The sequence below is a fragment of the Pseudomonas cistanchae genome (genome assembly GCF_054483635.1).
This window is the reverse complement of the sequence record NZ_JBTLWN010000007.1, coordinates 242,649-260,482: the sequence shown is the minus strand read 5'-3', so window position 1 is coordinate 260,482 and position 17,834 is coordinate 242,649. Positions and strand designations below refer to the sequence as shown.

The 17,834-nt window shown below is 59.5% G+C and carries 16 protein-coding genes and 2 tRNA genes; 1 reads left to right on the top strand and 17 read right to left on the bottom strand.

Features of this window, described 5'->3' with window-relative positions; translation table 11 throughout:
* Nucleotides 1-5: 5 nt before the first annotated feature.
* From rimP to rlmE, 9 genes are all read right to left on the bottom strand, one after another.
* Nucleotides 6-464 carry a ribosome maturation factor RimP gene (rimP, locus tag ACX0MV_RS19355; protein WP_458984124.1) on the bottom strand — a complete coding sequence of 153 codons (459 nt, stop codon included), beginning with the start codon at nt 462-464 and terminating at the stop codon, nt 6-8.
* Nucleotides 465-590: 126 nt separating this feature from the next.
* Nucleotides 591-667: transfer RNA gene (locus ACX0MV_RS19350), tRNA-Met, on the bottom strand.
* Between the two features lie 97 nt (nt 668-764).
* Nucleotides 765-850 (bottom strand) — tRNA-Leu (locus ACX0MV_RS19345).
* A 10-nt stretch (nt 851-860) separates the two neighbouring features.
* Nucleotides 861-1,241 carry a preprotein translocase subunit SecG gene (gene secG / locus ACX0MV_RS19340; RefSeq protein WP_458984123.1) on the bottom strand — a complete coding sequence of 127 codons (381 nt, stop codon included), beginning with the start codon at nt 1,239-1,241 and terminating at the stop codon, nt 861-863.
* 4 nt (nt 1,242-1,245) lie between these two features.
* Nucleotides 1,246-2,001, bottom strand: coding sequence for a triose-phosphate isomerase (gene tpiA, locus ACX0MV_RS19335; protein ID WP_458984122.1), 756 nt, complete (start codon nt 1,999-2,001; stop codon nt 1,246-1,248).
* A gap of 65 nt (nt 2,002-2,066) precedes the next feature.
* A complete protein-coding gene (gene glmM / locus ACX0MV_RS19330; RefSeq protein ID WP_458984121.1) occupies nt 2,067-3,404 on the bottom strand; it encodes a phosphoglucosamine mutase in 1,338 nt (445 codons plus the stop codon).
* A gap of 19 nt (nt 3,405-3,423) precedes the next feature.
* Nucleotides 3,424-4,272, bottom strand: a complete 849-nt coding sequence (folP, locus tag ACX0MV_RS19325) for a dihydropteroate synthase (RefSeq protein ID WP_458984120.1) — start codon at nt 4,270-4,272, stop codon at nt 3,424-3,426.
* A gap of 8 nt (nt 4,273-4,280) precedes the next feature.
* Nucleotides 4,281-6,197 (bottom strand): ATP-dependent zinc metalloprotease FtsH, encoded by a 1,917-nt coding sequence (gene ftsH / locus ACX0MV_RS19320; protein ID WP_458984119.1) that lies wholly within the window; start codon nt 6,195-6,197, stop codon nt 4,281-4,283.
* 185 nt (nt 6,198-6,382) lie between these two features.
* Nucleotides 6,383-7,006, bottom strand: coding sequence for a 23S rRNA (uridine(2552)-2'-O)-methyltransferase RlmE (gene rlmE / locus ACX0MV_RS19315; RefSeq protein WP_458984118.1), 624 nt, complete (start codon nt 7,004-7,006; stop codon nt 6,383-6,385).
* Between the two features lie 103 nt (nt 7,007-7,109).
* Between rlmE and yhbY the strand changes: the two genes are divergently transcribed.
* Entirely contained in the window at nt 7,110-7,421 is a 312-nt protein-coding gene (gene yhbY, locus ACX0MV_RS19310; protein ID WP_458984117.1) for a ribosome assembly RNA-binding protein YhbY, read from the top strand.
* Between the two features lie 37 nt (nt 7,422-7,458).
* On the opposite strand, the gene ACX0MV_RS19305 is transcribed toward yhbY, so the two are convergent.
* From ACX0MV_RS19305 to grpE, 8 genes are all read right to left on the bottom strand, one after another.
* Complete coding sequence (locus ACX0MV_RS19305) at nt 7,459-7,905, bottom strand: DUF4149 domain-containing protein (protein ID WP_458984116.1); 447 nt, start codon at nt 7,903-7,905, stop codon at nt 7,459-7,461.
* Nucleotides 7,877-8,353, bottom strand: a complete 477-nt coding sequence (gene greA, locus ACX0MV_RS19300) for a transcription elongation factor GreA (RefSeq protein WP_458984115.1) — start codon at nt 8,351-8,353, stop codon at nt 7,877-7,879. Before greA ends, ACX0MV_RS19305 begins: the two co-directional genes overlap by 29 nt.
* On the bottom strand, nt 8,350-11,571 hold the full coding sequence (gene carB, locus ACX0MV_RS19295) for a carbamoyl-phosphate synthase large subunit (RefSeq protein ID WP_458984114.1): 3,222 nt from the start codon (nt 11,569-11,571) through the stop codon (nt 8,350-8,352). The genes greA and carB overlap by 4 nt, the downstream gene beginning before the upstream one ends.
* Before the next feature lie 145 nt (nt 11,572-11,716).
* The gene (gene carA / locus ACX0MV_RS19290) at nt 11,717-12,865 is read right to left on the bottom strand and encodes a glutamine-hydrolyzing carbamoyl-phosphate synthase small subunit (RefSeq protein ID WP_458984113.1); all 1,149 of its coding nucleotides are present in this window, start codon (nt 12,863-12,865) and stop codon (nt 11,717-11,719) included.
* Nucleotides 12,866-13,073: 208 nt separating this feature from the next.
* Nucleotides 13,074-13,877: a 4-hydroxy-tetrahydrodipicolinate reductase gene (gene dapB / locus ACX0MV_RS19285; protein ID WP_458984112.1), complete on the bottom strand. Its 804-nt coding sequence runs from the start codon at nt 13,875-13,877 to the stop codon at nt 13,074-13,076.
* Nucleotides 13,878-13,943: 66 nt separating this feature from the next.
* A complete protein-coding gene (dnaJ, locus tag ACX0MV_RS19280) occupies nt 13,944-15,080 on the bottom strand; it encodes a molecular chaperone DnaJ (protein WP_458984111.1) in 1,137 nt (378 codons plus the stop codon).
* 122 nt (nt 15,081-15,202) lie between these two features.
* Nucleotides 15,203-17,122 carry a molecular chaperone DnaK gene (gene dnaK / locus ACX0MV_RS19275; RefSeq protein WP_458984110.1) on the bottom strand — a complete coding sequence of 640 codons (1,920 nt, stop codon included), beginning with the start codon at nt 17,120-17,122 and terminating at the stop codon, nt 15,203-15,205.
* 99 nt (nt 17,123-17,221) lie between these two features.
* Nucleotides 17,222-17,779: a nucleotide exchange factor GrpE gene (gene grpE / locus ACX0MV_RS19270; RefSeq protein ID WP_458984109.1), complete on the bottom strand. Its 558-nt coding sequence runs from the start codon at nt 17,777-17,779 to the stop codon at nt 17,222-17,224.
* Nucleotides 17,780-17,834: the final 55 nt, after the last annotated feature.

Genomic DNA, 17,834 nt, shown 5'->3' with positions numbered 1-17,834 from the left:
GCGTCTCAATCAAACCTGGGGATAATATTGGCCTTGTCGATCATGTCGACCGGCAACAGGAACTCGTGGTCATCCACCTGCACTACCACGTCCTGCTCCTCCACACCGCGGAGAAGGCCCTGAAAGTTGCGACGCCCTTCGAAAGGCGAACGCAACTTGATCTTTACCTGCTCGCCGGCATGACTGGCGAATTGTTCCAACGTGAACAGCGGTCTATCCATGCCTGGCGAAGACACCTCGAGGGTGTATTCCGCACTGATGGGATCCTCTACATCGAGGACCCCACTGATTTGCCGACTGACTTTCTCGCAATCTTCAATGAGAACGCCGTTGGCGTGATCGATATAAACGCGCAGCAACGAATGCCGCCCCTGCGACAGGAACTCGACACCCCAGCACTCATAGCCGAGCGCCTCGACTACCGGGGCCAACAAGGCCTGCAACTGTTCTAGCTTGCTCGACACCTGAACCCCTCGCGCATGCTGTGCAAATAAAAAATGGGCGAAACGCCCATCACTAACCGCCTGTACAGGTCGGCAAAGCTGTCACCCAGCTAGCAAAAAGCCCCTGAAAAGGGGCTCCGCTACTGCTGGTTGCGGGGGCTGGATTTGAACCAACGACCTTCGGGTTATGAGCCCGACGAGCTACCAGACTGCTCCACCCCGCGTCAAAGCTGGGGCCGAAGTATACGGCCGAACCCTGTTTTGGGTCAACCGAAGCTCCAGCGACAAGAAAGCCCGCATGAAGCGGGCTTTCTTGTTTGTTGGTACCGAGAAGGGGACTCGAACCCCTACAGCCTATGGCCACTACCACCTCAAGGTAGCGTGTCTACCAATTCCACCACCTCGGCAAAATCGTTTTTACTGCTGCTCTGGAGCCTGAGGTACGTCAGCGGCTTCAACAGCCGGCTTCTGCTCTTCGAGCACCGGCACGTCTTCAACGGCCGGTTTTTCTTGCACTTCCAACACGGCCGGATCAGGCAAACCAACCTGAGTCAGACCATCAGCCTTTTCTTTAGCGAAGAACGCTAAGCCCAAGCTGGTTATGAAAAAAGCGGTGGCGAGTATAGCAGTAACGCGACTCAAAAAGGTAGAGGAACCTTGGCTACCAAAAACAGTACCCGAAGCACCCGAACCAAAAGAAGCGCCCGCATCGGCACCCTTGCCCTGCTGCAACAGAACCAGCGCAACCACGCCGATTGCACCCAGCAGATGAACAACTACAACGACTGTTTCCAGCATTTTTTCAGTTTCCTGCGGCGCGACAGATCGCACCGAATTCATCCGCATTCAGAGAGGCCCCACCAACAAGCCCCCCATCGATATCCGGCATACCGAACAACTCGGCAGCATTGGCGGCCTTGACACTGCCGCCATATAGAATTCTTACACCGCCAGCCACCTGCGCGTCATGCGCAGCCAACTGAGCGCGGATCGCAGCATGCACATGCTGAGCCTGCTCAGGCGAGGCGGTCAGCCCCGTACCTATTGCCCATACCGGCTCGTAGGCAACCAGCGCTTCGGCAAAAACCTTGATACCCAGAGCAGAAATGACCGCATCCAGTTGCCGACCAACCACTTCAAGCGTTTGACCAGCTTCGCGCTGCTCAAGGGTCTCCCCCACACAGAGCACAGGTGTTAAGCCGCAGGATTGTGCTGCAGCAAACTTGCTCGTCACGTCCTGATCGCTATCACCCAGCGCCTGGCGCCGCTCGGAATGCCCGACCAGCACCATGCTGCACGCTGCATCGCGCAATTGACTGGCAGCCACTTCGCCCGTCAAGGCGCCCTGTCCAGGCTCGACCGCACAATTCTGGGCGCCTACGGCAAAAGCCTTATCACCCAGACCCTCTACAACCTGCGCAATGTGCAGGCAGGAAGGGAATACCGCCACATCAACTTTGACTGGCCACTCCTGCTTGCGTAAACCGTCAATCAGCTCTGCGACGCTGGCGCGGGTACCGTGCATTTTCCAGTTACCAGCTACCAATGGGCGACGCATGGCTTACCTCGTCGGTCAAAGAGGGCGCAGATGTTACCCAACAGCACCAGGGCTGGCAAGCCGAATCAAACACAGACGTCGGCAACAACCCTAGCCAATTCATCGGCATAGCCCCGAACCTGGATTTCGTCGTCGCCTTCGACCATTACCCGCACCAACGGCTCGGTGCCCGACTTGCGCAAGAGGACTCGCCCGCGACCAGCCATACGCTCAGTGACGCGAGCGCTGGCATCCAGTACCGCTGGGTGCTCTAAGGGATCCTGACCGCCAGCAAACCGAACGTTGACCAACACCTGAGGACACTTGCGCAAACCCAGGCGCGCTTCAGCAAGACTCTGGTCGCGGCGCTTCAACGCCAGTAGAACCTGCAAGGCCGCAATGATCGCATCACCCGTGGTGGTGTGCTGACAGCACAGCAAATGGCCGGAGTTTTCTCCGCCCAGCTGCCAGTTGCGCGCCTGCAACTCGGCAACTACATAGCGATCACCAACTTTGGCCCTTACGAAAGGAACACCGAGATCGGCCAACGCCAGCTCGAGACCCAGGTTGCTCATCAATGTCCCGACAACCCCGCCTTGCAACTTACCGCGTTCCTGAAGATCCCGCGCGATGATGAACAACAGCTCATCCCCATCGACCACCGCCCCCGTGTGATCGACCATCAAAACCCGATCCGCGTCCCCGTCAAAGGCGATACCCATATCGGCATGCTGCGCAACCACTTCGGCCTGCAGCGCATCGAGATGGGTCGAGCCACAGGCATCATTGATATTGAGCCCGTTGGGATGCGCGGACAGCACAGAAACCTCGGCGCCCAGCTCACGAAAGACACTGGGCGCCACTTTGTAGGCCGCGCCGTTAGCACAATCCAGAACGATTTTCAGGCCCGCGAAGTCTGTGCTGGTTGGCACACTGCTTTTGCAGAATTCGATATAGCGCCCAGCGGCGTCATTGATACGGGATACCTTGCCCAACTGCGCAGACTCGACCACAGTCATCGGCGCATCAAGCAACTCCTCGATCATCAGCTCGATTTCATCGGGAAGCTTCGTGCCCTGCCCCGAAAAGAATTTGATGCCATTGTCGTGATGCGGGTTGTGCGAAGCACTGATGACAATCCCGGCCTCCGCATGAAAGGTGCGCGTCAAATAGGCTATGGCCGGAGTCGGCATGGGACCGAGCAGCATAACGTCCGCCCCAGCCGCCGAGAGACCGGCCTCCAGCGCGGACTCGAACATATAGCCGGAGATGCGGGTGTCCTTGCCGATCAGAATCCGGCACTTGCCCTGCTTGCGAAACGCCATCCCGGCCGCCCAGCCGAGCTTGAGCATGAAATCCGGAGTAATCGGAAACTCGCCGACACGCCCACGAATACCATCGGTGCCAAAATATTTTCTACTCATGAACCACGTGTCCCTTTGATTATTCGGCCGCTTCGACGGCAGCCAGCATGCGCACCACGTCGACCGTCTCGGCTACATCATGCACCCGCAGAATATGCGCACCCTTGCTCACCGCCAGGGCCGCCAGAGCCAGGCTGCCACACAACCGCCCGCCTACCTCGTGACCCAGCACCCGACCGATCATGCTCTTGCGAGAGACGCCAACCAACAGCGGGCGCCCCAAGCCATGCAGCGAGTCCAGGTGCTTGAAGAGCGTAAGATTGTGCGCCAGGTTTTTAGCGAAACCAAAGCCCGGATCAAGAATTAGCCGGTCGGCGACGATCCCTGCGGCCTCACAAGCCGACATCCGCGCCTGCAAGAAGTCACGCACTTCCACCACTACGTCGGTGTAAAAGGGATCCTGCTGCATGGTCGTAGGCTCGCCACGCATATGCATCAGGCAGACCGGCAAACCGCTATCAGCTGCTGCATCCAGTGCACCATCTCGCTGCAATGAACGCACATCGTTAATCAGCCCAGCACCCAGGCGCGCAGCTTCGCGCATCACTGACGGAGTCGACGTATCCACCGAGATGATCACGTCGAGCGCCTCGGCGATAGCTTCCACCACAGGCGCAACTCGCTCCAGCTCCTCAAGCGGTGACACCGCCCGCGCACCTGGACGAGTGGACTCTCCGCCTACATCGATCAGTGTAGCGCCGGCCTGCATCATGGCTTCAGCGTGGCGCAACGCGGCATCGCGCTGGCTGAATTTGCCACCGTCGGAAAAGGAGTCAGGCGTGACGTTGAGAATACCCATCACTTGCGGACGGGTTAAATCAAGAAACCGGCTACCACAGGGTAGCCGGTTGATCTTCGCTGCAGACATTGTCGACCTTAAAGCTCGGTGGCTGGGCCGCCGATTGGCTTCTCGGGAACATCGACCCCATCGGTGCTGGTAACCGGCAGGCCGGCATCAGTACCACCGCCACTCCAGTCGCGAGGCTCACGCGGGGTGCGGCCGTTCATGATGTCGTCGATCTGGTTCGCGTCGATGGTTTCATACTTCATCAAGGCCTCGGCCATCGCATCCAGCTTGTCGCGGTTTTCTTCAAGCAGACGCCGAGCGGTCGCGTAGCAACCGTCGATAATGCTGCGCACTTCCAGATCGATCAGCTTGGCGGTGTCCGCAGACACGTTACTGCCCGAGCTGCCCATGCTGCGACCGAGGAACACCTCACCCTCTTCTTCGGCATACATCAGCGGGCCGAGCTTTTCCGACAGGCCCCACTTGGTCACCATGTTTTTTGCCAACTGTGTGGCACGCATGATGTCGTTCGATGCACCGGTGGTAACACCATCAAAACCCAAGGTCATTTCTTCAGCGATACGACCACCAAACAGCGAGCAGATCTGGCTGGTCAAGGCACGCTTGCTCAGGCTGTAGCGATCTTCTTCCGGCAGGAACATGGTCACGCCAAGCGCGCGTCCGCGGGGAATGATCGACACCTTGTAGACCGGATCATGCTCCGGCACCAGGCGCCCGACAATCGCGTGGCCCGCTTCGTGGAACGCGGTATTGAGCTTTTCCTTATCGGACATGACCATGGTTTTGCGCTCGGCGCCCATCATGATCTTGTCTTTCGCCAGCTCGAATTCCTTCATCTCGACCACGCGCTTGCCAGAGCGAGCGGCAAACAGCGAAGCCTCGTTGACCAGGTTAGCCAGATCCGCCCCTGAGAAGCCAGGCGTACCACGGGCGATGACAGCCGGCTGGACGTCTTCGCCCATCGGCACTTTGCGCATATGAACCTTAAGAATCTGCTCGCGACCCCGGATGTCCGGCAGTCCGACGACCACCTGACGGTCGAAACGACCCGGACGCAACAAGGCTGGGTCGAGTACATCAGGACGGTTGGTGGCGGCAATTACGATGATGCCGTCGTTCATCTCGAAGCCGTCCATCTCCACCAGCAACTGGTTGAGAGTCTGCTCGCGCTCGTCGTGACCGCCGCCCATGCCTGCGCCACGATGGCGGCCCACGGCGTCGATCTCGTCGATAAAGATGATGCAGGGCGCGTGCTTCTTCGCCTGCTCGAACATATCGCGAACACGGGAAGCACCGACACCGACAAACATTTCAACGAAGTCAGAACCGGAAATGGTGAAGAACGGCACCTTGGCTTCGCCAGCAACCGCCTTGGCCAGCAGCGTCTTACCGGTACCTGGCGAGCCGACCATCAGTACGCCACGTGGAATACGCCCACCCAAACGCTGGAACTTGCCCGGATCACGAAGAAACTCGACCAACTCGCTGACTTCTTCCTTGGCCTCGTCACACCCGGCGACGTCAGCAAAAGTCGTCTTGACCTGATCTTCTGAGAGCAGACGCGCCTTGCTCTTGCCGAAGCTCATCGGCCCGCCTTTGCCGCCTGCACCGCCCTGCATCTGGCGCATGAAGAACATGAACACGGCGATGATCACCAGAATCGGGAAACTAGCTACCAGCAGCTGAGTCCAGATGCTCTGCTGCTCAGGTTGCTTGCCGACGATCTCGACGTTGTTGTCCATCAGGTCCTTGATCAGGCCATTGTCCTGAATCGCCGGACGCACGGTTTCGAAGGACGAACCATCGCCGCGTACACCGCTGATGATGAAACCATCGACAGTGACCCGCTTAACGCCGCCATCCTGAACCTGCTGGATAAACTCCGAATAGTTGAGCTTGCTCGACTCACTCGGGCTGGAAAAATTGTTCATCACCGTCACCAAGACAGCGGCGATGATCAGCCACAGGATCAGATTCTTTGCCATGTCGTTCAATTAGCTACCCTCTGAAGCAGGCCCCGTGCGCAAGCGCGCTTCGCATGACGACCAGTTATGTACAGAACTTAACTTACTACACAACGCCCACTCCTGGCAGGCGCCGTCTGTAACCCTTTATTTGAAGCACATCTGCCTGCTGGTTCGACCCGCCAAGCGCCGCATGGTTGCAGGCGTCAAACCCCGCGAAATCCACGCGCCAGCATGTACTGCTCTCGCGAGCGATCTCGGGACGACAACGGTTTGCGCATCTGCACCTTGTCGAACATCTGGCGAACCTGCTTGTGGTAGACGTCGAATCCTTCGCCTTGGAAAATCTTGATCAGGAAATCACCGCCCGGGCGCAGCACCCGGGATGACAAATCAAGCGCCAACTCACACAGGTACATGGCGCGCGGCTGGTCGGACTCTCTCACCCCACTCATATTGGGGGCCATATCGGAAATCACAAGGTCCACTGGATTTCCACCAATCGCATCAAGGATCTGCGCGAACACCGCATAGTCGGTAAAGTCGCCCTGAATGAAGTTCACGTCGGGGATGCTGTCCATCTCGAGAATGTCCGACGCAATCAGAGTTCCCTTGTCGCCAATCACCCGGCTGGTGACCTGCGACCACCCACCGGGGGCGGCGCCCAGATCCACCACGGTCATGCCGGGCCTGAGGATGCGATCCTTCTCCTGAATCTCCAGCAGCTTGTAACTGGCACGCGAACGGTAGCCGTCCTTTTGCGCCATTTTGACGTAAGGGTCGTTGAAGTGCTCTTTCAGCCAACCTTGACTGGTCTTGGAACGGGCCACGCAATACCTCGATGTGTGCTGCGCATGAATATCTGGGCGGCCCCGAGAGTGCTCGGGTAAACTAATCGCCGTTTTTTACCAGATTAAATGCAGGAATCAGATTATGCCGCTCACTCAAGAGCAGAAGAAACAATTCAAATCTATCGGCCACCACCTGAAACCCGTATTGATCGTGGCCGACAATGGTTTGACCGAAGGTGTGCTGGCTGAACTGGAGCGCGCACTGAGCGATCATGAGCTGATTAAAGTGCAACTGCGCATCATCGAGCGCGAAGACCGTCTCGCTGCCATCGCCGCGCTGTGCAAAGCCGGCCACGCCGACCTGGTGCAGGTCATCGGCAAGATGGCGCTGATTTACCGGAAGAACCCCAAGGTAAACAAGAACCTGTCCAACGTGCACCGCCACCACGGCTAAGCATCGAGCTGGGTAGCACCGCCATGGCTAAACCCAGCTATTGCCGAACAGCCGCCGTTACCGGCACTGGCTGCAATACCAGCAGCAGCCCGCAGAACGCCATCACCAGATAGCTGAACATCAGCCACAGATCACTGCCAGGTAGCAACGCGCGCACGCCGAAGTAGCTGCCAGCCATCACGACGACCACCAGCAGCAACTGCCCACGGGTATCGCGCCACATGCTCGCCAGACGCTCGACGCGCACCAGCACCATCATCTGCAAGCCTGCACAGGCCGCCGCAAGCCCCACCAACAGCGGGCGCAAACTGCTGCCAATCTCCTCGACCAGCAGCGAAGCCAGGCCGGACTTGGCGATTGCCGGCAGAATCAGAAAATGCAGCAACCAGAGGCCGCCGACCCAGAGCGTCTGAGCCAACAGCCAGCTGATCGAGCCAGCATCTCGCGCGCCAGGCTTAAATATGGCGAACCTCGACGATCTCATACTCGACGGTGCCGCTCGGCGTCTTGACCATGACCACGTCGCCTTCTTCCTTGCCGATCAACGCGCGGGCGATGGGCGAACCCACCGACAATTTGCGCTGCTTGATATCGGCTTCGTCTTCGCCAACGATCTGGTAGATCACGCTTTCGTCGGTTTCGACGTTGGCGATCTCGACCGTCGTGCCGAAAATCACCTTGCCCGTGTGCTCGATGGTCGTGACATCGATGACCACCGCGTTCTGCAGGCGGCCTTCGATATCACGAATCCGCGCTTCTACCATACCCTGCTGCTCGCGCGCGGCATGGTATTCGGCGTTTTCCTTGAGGTCACCCAGCTCGCGCGCAGTGCCAATATCCTGGCTCAGCTTGGGCCGCACCACCTTGGTCAGGTGAGCGAGTTCTTCCTCCAGGGCGCGTGCGCCCTGGACAGTCATCGGGTATTTGGTCATGCCTTGAGTCCTGCATGCAGATCCTGCAGCCGGCGCACGGTCTTCTCGGGACCGAATTTCAGCGCTTCACAGATCGCCTGGCCCGCCGCGATGGTGGTGGTGCAGTAGATCTTGTGCTGCAGAGCGTTACGACGAATGGAATAGGAGTCCGCGATGGACTGGCGGCCCTCGGTGGTGTTGATGATCAGCGTGACTTCGTCGTTCTTGATCATGTCGACCACATGCGGGCGGCCTTCGGTTACCTTGTTGACCCGGCGCACCGGCAAACCGGCGGCCTCGATCAGCTTGGCGGTACCGACAGTTGCCACCACCTCGAAGCCCTGCTCGATCAGGTCACGAGCGACGTCAGCCACCAGCGGCTTGTCGTCGTCACGCACGCTGATAAAGGCAACACCGGCGTTCGGCAGCACTTCGCTGGCGCCCATCTGGGCCTTGGCAAAGGCTTCACCGAAGCTGTCGCCCACGCCCATGACTTCACCGGTGGACTTCATTTCAGGGCCAAGAATGGGGTCGACGCCTGGGAACTTGGCGAACGGGAATACCGCTTCTTTGACGCTGTAGAAGTTGGGGATGATTTCCTGGGTGAAACCGACTTCGGTCAGGGTCTTGCCGGCCATTACCCGGGCGCCCAGCATCGCCAGGGAGATGCCGATGCACTTGGAGACAAACGGTACGGTGCGGGAAGCGCGTGGGTTCACTTCAATGACGAAGATGTCCTCACCCTGTACGGCCATCTGCACGTTCATCAGGCCGATCACACCAAGCTCCAGGGCCATTTTCTTGACCTGATCGCGGATCTCGTCCTGGATATGCGCCGGCAGCGAATACGGCGGCAACGAGCAGGCCGAGTCGCCGGAGTGCACGCCGGCCTGTTCGATGTGCTGCATGATCGCGCCGATCACCACGTTCTCGCCGTCGCAGATGGCATCGATATCGACCTCGATGGCGCAGTTGAGGAAGTGGTCGAGCAGCACCGGGCTGTCGTTCGACACCTTCACCGCTTCACGCATGTAGCGCTTGAGTTCTTCTTCCTGGTAGACGATTTCCATCGCTCGGCCGCCCAGGACGTAGGACGGACGCACCACCAGCGGATAACCGATGACCTTCGACGCAGCCAGGGCCTCTTCTTCGCTGCGCGCCGTGCAGTTCGGCGGTTGACGCAGGTGCAGGCGCTGGACCATCTGCTGGAAGCGCTCGCGGTCTTCGGCGCGGTCGATGGCGTCCGGCGAGGTGCCGATGATCGGCACACCGGCTTCCTCCAGGGCGCGGCAGATCTTCAGCGGGGTCTGGCCGCCGTACTGCACGATGACGCCTTTCGGCTGTTCGACGCGGACGATTTCCAGCACGTCTTCCAGGGTCACCGGCTCGAAGTACAGACGGTCGGAGGTGTCGTAATCGGTGGAGACGGTTTCCGGGTTGCAGTTGACCATGATGGTCTCGTAACCGTCCTCTCGCAGGGCCAGTGCGGCGTGTACGCAGCAATAGTCAAACTCGATGCCCTGACCGATACGGTTAGGCCCGCCACCAAGAATAATGATCTTGTCGCGGCTCGACGGATTGGCCTCGCACTCTTCCTCATAGGTCGAATACATGTAGGCGGTGTCGCTGGCAAACTCGGCGGCGCAGGTGTCGACACGCTTGTATACCGGCAGCACTTTCAGCTTGTGCCGGTGACTGCGCAGGCTCTTCTCAGAAATGCCGAGCAACTTGGCCAAACGGATATCGGAGAAACCCTTGCGCTTGAGTTTGTACATCAAGTCGCGGTCGATGCTGGCCAGGCCGAGGGTCTTGACCCGCTCTTCTTCCTGGATCAGGTCTTCGATCTGCACCAGAAACCATTCGTCGATCCGGGTCAGCTCGAACACTTCGGCAACCGTCTTGCCCGCCCGGAAAGCATCGGCGACGTACCAGATACGGTCGGCGCCGGGGACGGTCAACTCGCGCTTGAGCGTGCTTTCGCTTTCAGGGTCCGCCAGGTCGAGCATCGGATCGAAGCCGGATACGCCGACCTCCAGACCACGCAGGGCTTTCTGCATGGATTCCTGGAAGGTACGACCAATGGCCATGACCTCACCGACGGACTTCATCTGAGTTGTCAGACGGGCATCGGCCTTGGGGAATTTCTCGAAGGCAAAACGCGGGATCTTGGTCACGACGTAGTCGATGGCCGGCTCGAACGAGGCCGGGGTGCGGCCGCCGGTGATGTCATTGCTCAGCTCGTCGAGGGTGTAGCCGACAGCCAGCTTGGCGGCGATCTTGGCGATCGGGAAACCGGTGGCCTTGGAAGCCAGCGCCGAGGAACGCGACACGCGCGGGTTCATCTCGATCACCACCATACGGCCGGTGTTCGGGCAGATGCCGAACTGCACGTTGGAGCCGCCGGTTTCCACGCCGATCTCGCGCAGTACCGCCAGGGAGGCGTTACGCAGGATCTGGTATTCCTTGTCGGTCAGGGTTTGCGCCGGGGCCACGGTGATCGAGTCGCCGGTGTGCACGCCCATCGGGTCGAAGTTTTCGATGGCGCAGACGATGATGCAGTTGTCCTTCTTGTCGCGGACCACCTCCATCTCGTATTCCTTCCAGCCGATCAGCGATTCGTCGATCAGCAGCTCGCTGGTCGGCGACAGATCCAGGCCGCGCGCGCAGATTTCTTCGAATTCTTCACGGTTGTAGGCGATGCCGCCGCCGGTGCCGCCCATGGTGAAAGACGGACGAATGATGCACGGGAAGCCAACCTTCTCCAGCACGCCGTAGGCTTCTTCCATATTGTGCGCGATGCCAGAAACCGGGCAGGCCAGGCCGATGTCCTTCATCGCCTTGTCGAAGCGCGAGCGGTCTTCGGCCTTGTCGATGGTGTCGGCATTGGCGCCGATCATCTCGACGCCGAATTTTTCCAGGATGCCGTGCTTTTCCAGGTCCAGTGCGCAGTTCAGCGCAGTCTGGCCACCCATGGTCGGCAGCAGCGCGTCTGGGCGCTCCTTCTCGATGATCTTGGCCACGGTGGACCACTTGATCGGCTCGATGTAGGTGGCGTCGGCCATGGCCGGGTCGGTCATGATGGTGGCGGGGTTGGAGTTCACCAGAATGACCCGATAACCCTCTTCCTTCAGGGCCTTGCAGGCTTGCGCACCGGAGTAATCGAACTCGCAGGCCTGGCCGATAACGATCGGGCCGGCGCCGAGGATCAGGATGCTTTTGATGTCTGTACGTTTTGGCATGTTATCTCTCTCGAATCTCTGGTTCAGCCGGCGAGCCGCCTGGTAACGCGGTGCTCATTCCTCGCCGTACTGCTTGTGCTGTCTCGTCGCTGCGTTCCGAGCGCCTTGCGCAGGCGCCGCGCGCTACGTGTTCAAGACGACTCGATTAACGGCGCTTGGCCATGGTTTCGATAAAACGATCGAACAGAGGCGCCACATCGTGCGGGCCTGGACTGGCTTCCGGGTGCCCCTGGAAGCTGAAAGCGTCCTTGTCGGTGCGTTCGATGCCTTGCAGGGTGCCGTCAAACAGCGACTTGTAAGTGGCGCGCACATTACTCGGTAGGGTCGCCTCGTCCACCGCAAAGCCGTGGTTCTGGCTGGTGATCATCACCACTCCGGTTTTCAGGTCCTGCACTGGGTGGTTGGCGCCGTGGTGACCGTTGACCATTTTCACCGTCTTGGCTCCGGAGGCCAGAGCCAGCAGTTGATGGCCGAGGCAGATGCCAAAGACCGGTACATCGGTTTCCAATACTTCTTGAATGGCCTTGATGGCGTAGTCGCAAGGCTCAGGGTCGCCTGGGCCGTTGGCGAGGAAGACGCCATCGGGATTCAGCGCCAATGCTTCGCTGGCAGGGGTCTGTGCCGGCAGCACGGTGATCCGGCAACCGCGCTCGACCAGCATGCGCAGAATGTTCCACTTAACGCCGTAGTCGTACGCCACAACGTGGTAAGGCAGTTCGCTGGCCGGAACTTCCGGATGAGCATCGTCCTGCAGGTTCCAAACATTTGAACGCCATTCATAGCGCTCGGTGCAGCTGACCACCTTGGCCAGATCCATGCCTTTCAAGCCGGGGAAGCTGCGCGCCAGCTCCAATGCCTTTTCTTCGGTGGCGTCGTCGCCCGCCAGGATGCAGCCGTTCTGGGCACCTTTCTCACGCAGGATGCGGGTCAGGCGGCGGGTATCGATACCAGCAATGGCGACAGTACCGTTTTCTTTCAGGTATTCATCCAGCGGTTGCTTGTTGCGCCAGTTGCTGGAAGTCAGCGGTAGATCGCGGATGATCAAACCGGCTGCCCAGACGCGGTTGGATTCGGCGTCTTCCGGCGTCGTGCCGGTGTTGCCGATATGCGGGTAGGTCAGGGTGACGATCTGCTGGGCATAGGAAGGATCGGTAAGGATTTCCTGATAGCCGGTCATGGCGGTGTTGAAAACCACCTCTCCAATGGTATGGCCATCGGCACCGATGGCCTCGCCGCGAAAAATGCTGCCATCAGCAAGGGCCAGAATGGCAGGTTTAAGGGCTGGCTTACTCAAGAAAACCTCCGAAGATCAACGCTTGAAGCAAACGCAGATTGTAAAAAAGCGGGATGACGTATCGACCGTCACCCCGCTTTTTTATCTGATTCATTCTGCGCAACTTTAGTGGACACACTAAAGCGGGAAGCTTACAGAAAAATGCCTTTTTGGTCCACCGCAAGATGCGATTAAGACCCAACGGCGTGTCGTTTTTCGGACAAAACGCTTAGTTGAGGCCCAGCACATCCTGCATGTCGTACAGCCCTGGGCGACTCTCGCGCAGCCACAGCGCGGCACGCACCGCACCTTTGGCGAAGGTCATGCGGCTGGACGCCTTATGGGTGATTTCCACACGCTCGCCGTCGGCGGCGAACAGTACGGTATGATCGCCAACCACATCGCCAGCGCGCACGGTGGCAAAACCGATGGTCTCGCGAGCACGGGCACCGGTCTGGCCCTCACGGCCATAAACCGCGACTTTTTGCAGGTCACGCCCAAGAGCATTGGCGACCACTTCGCCCATTCGCAGCGCAGTACCCGATGGTGCATCGACCTTGTGCCGGTGGTGCGCCTCGACGATTTCAATATCCACGTCATCACCGAGCACCCGCGCAGCGGTGTCCAGTAGCTTCAGGCAAAGGTTCACGCCAACGCTGAAGTTGGCGGCAAACACGATCGGGATCTGCTTTCCAGCATCCGCCAGCAGCTGCTTTTCTTCCGGGGAAAAGCCGGTGGTGCCGATGACCATGGCTTTGCCGGCCTTGCGGCAGACGTCCAGATTCTTCAGCGTCACCGATGGATGGGTGAAGTCGATCAGCACGTCGAACTGGTCAAGCACCGCACTCAAGTCGCCAGCCAGGGCCACGCCGATCTTGCCCAGCGCGGCCAACTCGCCGACGTCCGCACCCACCAGACTGCTGTCCGCGCGATCCACCGCCGCGCTCAGGCTTGCACCGTCGGCAAGGTGAACCGCTTCGATCAGGGTCTTGCCCATGCGCCCTGCGGCGCCCATCACTGCAATACGTTGCATCTACCAGCCCCCACAAACACGCAGCGAGCCCCTGCAAGTAACCCCGCAAGACCCCGCGCCGATTACTTACAAGTCGCCAAAAAAGCGCTTCACACCTTCGAACCAGCCGTTGGCTTTCGGCGAGTGCGAGCTATCGCCTTCCAGCGACTTGCGGAACTCCTCCAGCAATTCGCGCTGACGCCTGCCTAAATTGACCGGCGTCTCCACCGCCACCCGGCACATAAGGTCGCCGGCTCCGCCGCCACGCACCGGCGCGACACCTTTCCCACGCAGACGGAACAGTTTGCCGGTCTGGGTGCCTTCCGGAATTTTCAGCTTGACCCGGCCGTCCAGCGTCGGCACTTCCAGCTCGCCGCCCAACGCTGCATCGGCAAAGCTGATTGGCACTTCGCAGTACAGATGCTTGCCATCGCGCTGGAAAATCGCGTGCTCGCGCACATTCACCACGACGTACAGGTCGCCTGCCGGGCCGCCCATGGCCCCCGCTTCGCCTTCGCCGGACAACCGAATGCGGTCGCCGGTATCAACACCAGGCGGCACTTTCACCGACAGGGTCTTGTGCTCTTCGACACGCCCCTGACCGTGGCAGCTACCGCACGGATCGGTAATCATCTTGCCGTTGCCATGGCAGCGCGGGCAGGTTTGCTGCACCGAGAAGAAGCCCTGCTGCATGCGCACCTGGCCGATACCGCCACAGGTGGTGCAGGTCACGGGGCTGGTGCCCTTCTTCGCGCCTGAACCTTCGCAGGTCTTGCAGTTGACCAGCGTCGGCACGCGAATCGTCACGGTGGTGCCACGCACCGCCTCTTCCAGATCCAGTTCCATGGTGTAACGCAGATCGCTGCCGCGCTGCGCGCCGCCACGCTGGCCACCACGACCGCCGGCTCCGCCAAAGAAGTCGCTGAACACGTCGCCAAAAATATCGGAGAAGTTCGCCCCACCGAAGCCGGGGCCGCCCGCTCCACCGCCCATGCTCTGATCCACACCGGCGTGGCCGTACTGATCATAGGCGGCGCGCTTGCTCGCATCGGACAGCACTTCGTAAGCCTCGTTGGCTTCCTTGAATTTCTCTTCCGAGGCTTTATCGTCGGGATTGCGGTCCGGGTGATGTTTCATTGCCAGACGCCGGTAGGCCTTTTTCAGCTCCGACTCACTGGCGCCACGCTCGACACCCAAAACCTCGTAATAATCTCGTTTAGCCATAAGTCTTCAACACCCTTAAATCGTCTACCCCAGACACGCCAACGCGGGAGCAAGCTCCCGCGCGGCGGATCGTACCAGGCGTGACTCGCGCCACGCCTGGCCAGAGCGGCATAAGCTTGCGCTTACTTGTTGTCTTTGACTTCTTCGAACTCGGCGTCGACCACGTCGTCAGTCGAGTCCTTGGCTTCTTCCGCACCGCCTTGAGCTGCGGCACCGGGCTGCGGTTGCTCGGCGTACATCTTCTGCGCCAGCGGCGTGGTAGTTTCGGACAGGGCATTCATCTTGGCGTCGATTTCAGCCTTGTCGTCGCCCTTGATCGCCACTTCCAGTTCGCCCAGCGCTTTCTCGATAGCTGCTTTCTCATCCGCGGTGGCCTTGTCACCCGCCTCGGTGATCATCTTGCGGGTGGCGTGCACCAGCTGATCGCCCTGGTTACGCGCGGTGGCCAGCTCTTCGAACTTGCGATCTTCCTCGGCGTTGACCTCGGCATCGCGCACCATCTGCTGAATTTCTTCCTCGGACAGACCGGAGTTGGCCTTGATCACGATCGACTGCTGCTTGCCAGTAGCCTTGTCTTTCGCGCCCACGTGCAGGATGCCGTTGGCGTCGATGTCGAAGGTCACTTCGATTTGCGGCACGCCACGCGGAGCCGGCGGAATTTCGGCCAGGTCGAACTTGCCCAGCGACTTGTTCTGCGCGGCCTGCTTGCGCTCGCCCTGCAGCACGTGAATGGTCACGGCATTCTGGTTGTCATCGGCGGTGGAGAACACCTGGGACTTCTTGGTTGGAATGGTGGTGTTTTTCTCGATCAGCGCAGTCATCACGCCGCCCATGGTTTCGATACCCAGGGTCAGCGGGCTGACGTCGAGCAGCAGAACGTCCTTCACGTCACCGGCCAGCACGGCGCCCTGAATGGCGGCACCCATGGCAACGGCTTCGTCCGGGTTGACGTCTTTACGCGCTTCTTTACCGAAGAAATCGGTCACCAGCTTCTGCACCAGTGGCATACGGGTCTGGCCGCCGACGAGGATCACGTCGTTGATCGAACCAACGTCGATACCGGCGTCTTTCATCGCGATGCGGCACGGTTCGATAGTGCGCTGAACCAGGTCTTCAACCAGCGCTTCGAGCTTGGCGCGGGAGATTTTCACGTTCAGATGCTTAGGACCGGTGGCATCCGCCGTGATATACGGCAGGTTCACGTCGGTCGACTGGCTTGAGGACAACTCGATCTTGGCCTTCTCAGCGGCTTCTTTCAGGCGCTGCATGGCCAGCGGGTCACCCTTGAGGTTCATGCCGCTTTCTTTCTTGAACTCGTCGACGAGGTAGTCGATCAAGCGGATGTCGAAGTCTTCGCCACCGAGGAAGGTGTCGCCGTTGGTGGCCAACACTTCAAACTGGTGCTCACCATCGACTTCGGCGATCTCGATCACGGAGACGTCGAAAGTACCGCCACCCAGGTCGTAAACGATCACGGTGTGATCGCCCTTGGCCTTGTCCATACCGTAGGCCAGCGCGGCTGCGGTCGGTTCGTTGATGATGCGTTTTACGTCCAGACCCGCGATGCGACCTGCGTCTTTGGTGGCTTGGCGCTGGCTGTCGTTGAAATAGGCCGGAACGGTAATCACCGCCTCGGTCACAGGCTCGCCAAGGTAGTCTTCGGCGGTCTTCTTCATTTTCTTGAGGATTTCAGCCGAGATCTGCGGCGGCGCCATCTTCTGGCCGTTCACTTCAACCCAGGCATCGCCGTTATCGGCCTTGGCGATCTTGTACGGCACCATCTTGATGTCTTTCTGCACGACGTCTTCGTCGAACTTGCGACCGATCAGACGCTTCACCGCGTACAGGGTGTTGTGCGGGTTGGTCACCGCCTGACGCTTGGCAGACTGGCCAACCAGAATTTCGCCATCGTTGGCGTACGCGATGATCGATGGCGTGGTACGCGCGCCTTCAGCGTTTTCAATAACCTTGGCTTTGCCGTTTTCCAGAATGGAGACGCAGGAGTTGGTGGTCCCCAGGTCGATACCGATAATTTTACCCATCTTCACTCTCCCGAAACTTTGATAATCCCGCCGCTGTGATGTGTCAGCCGCGGTAGCACTAAAACGCTTGACTGCTTAATGGGGGCGTCCCGAAAAATTTCAAGCCTGCTCGTCGATCGACGGCGGTGCATCGACCGGGGCCTTGCTGACCACCACCATCGCCGGGCGCAGCAGCCGACCATTGAGCAGGTAGCCTTTCTGAAACACCTTGAGCACGGTATTGGGCTCGACATTGGTGCTTTCCTGCATCGCCATCGCCTGATGGTGCTCTGCGCTGAAGGGCGCACCATGGGGGTCGATAGCTTCCAGCTGGTAACGCTTGAGGGTGTCGTGGAACAACTTCAGGGTCAGCTCCATGCCTTCGCGCACCGCCCTGATCGCCTCGTCGTCGGGGCTGGACAGTTCAAGGCCGCGCTCCAGGCTGTCCACCACCGGCAGCAAGTCGTTGGCGAATTTCTCCAAGGCGAACTTGTGGGCTTTTTCCACATCCTGCTCGGCGCGGCGGCGCACATTCTGCAGGTCCGCTGCCATGCGCAGCGATTGATCCTGCGCAGTAGCCAGTTGCTCTTCCAGCGTTTCCACGCGAGCAGCCAGGTCATCGCCCGATGCTGCTTGTGCTTCGGGATTCTGCGGATCCAGGGTCTGTTCGTCTGCCATGCGTTTCTCTCCTCAAAAAAATCGACGCGAGCCTCAACTTGCGTACCTGACGCCT

Coding starts and splice junctions, on each gene's coding strand:
- secG (WP_458984123.1), bottom strand. CDS start 1,241: ATGCTGGAAACAGTCGTTGTAGTTGTTCATCTGCTGGGTGCAATCGGC.
- tpiA (WP_458984122.1), bottom strand. CDS start 2,001: ATGCGTCGCCCATTGGTAGCTGGTAACTGGAAAATGCACGGTACCCGC.
- glmM (WP_458984121.1), bottom strand. CDS start 3,404: ATGAGTAGAAAATATTTTGGCACCGATGGTATTCGTGGGCGTGTCGGC.
- folP (WP_458984120.1), bottom strand. CDS start 4,272: ATGTCTGCAGCGAAGATCAACCGGCTACCCTGTGGTAGCCGGTTTCTT.
- ftsH (WP_458984119.1), bottom strand. CDS start 6,197: ATGGCAAAGAATCTGATCCTGTGGCTGATCATCGCCGCTGTCTTGGTG.
- yhbY (WP_458984117.1), top strand. CDS start 7,110: ATGCCGCTCACTCAAGAGCAGAAGAAACAATTCAAATCTATCGGCCAC.
- ACX0MV_RS19305 (WP_458984116.1), bottom strand. CDS start 7,905: ATGAGATCGTCGAGGTTCGCCATATTTAAGCCTGGCGCGCGAGATGCT.
- greA (WP_458984115.1), bottom strand. CDS start 8,353: ATGACCAAATACCCGATGACTGTCCAGGGCGCACGCGCCCTGGAGGAA.
- carB (WP_458984114.1), bottom strand. CDS start 11,571: ATGCCAAAACGTACAGACATCAAAAGCATCCTGATCCTCGGCGCCGGC.
- dapB (WP_458984112.1), bottom strand. CDS start 13,877: ATGCAACGTATTGCAGTGATGGGCGCCGCAGGGCGCATGGGCAAGACC.
- dnaJ (WP_458984111.1), bottom strand. CDS start 15,080: ATGGCTAAACGAGATTATTACGAGGTTTTGGGTGTCGAGCGTGGCGCC.
- dnaK (WP_458984110.1), bottom strand. CDS start 17,122: ATGGGTAAAATTATCGGTATCGACCTGGGGACCACCAACTCCTGCGTC.
- grpE (WP_458984109.1), bottom strand. CDS start 17,779: ATGGCAGACGAACAGACCCTGGATCCGCAGAATCCCGAAGCACAAGCA.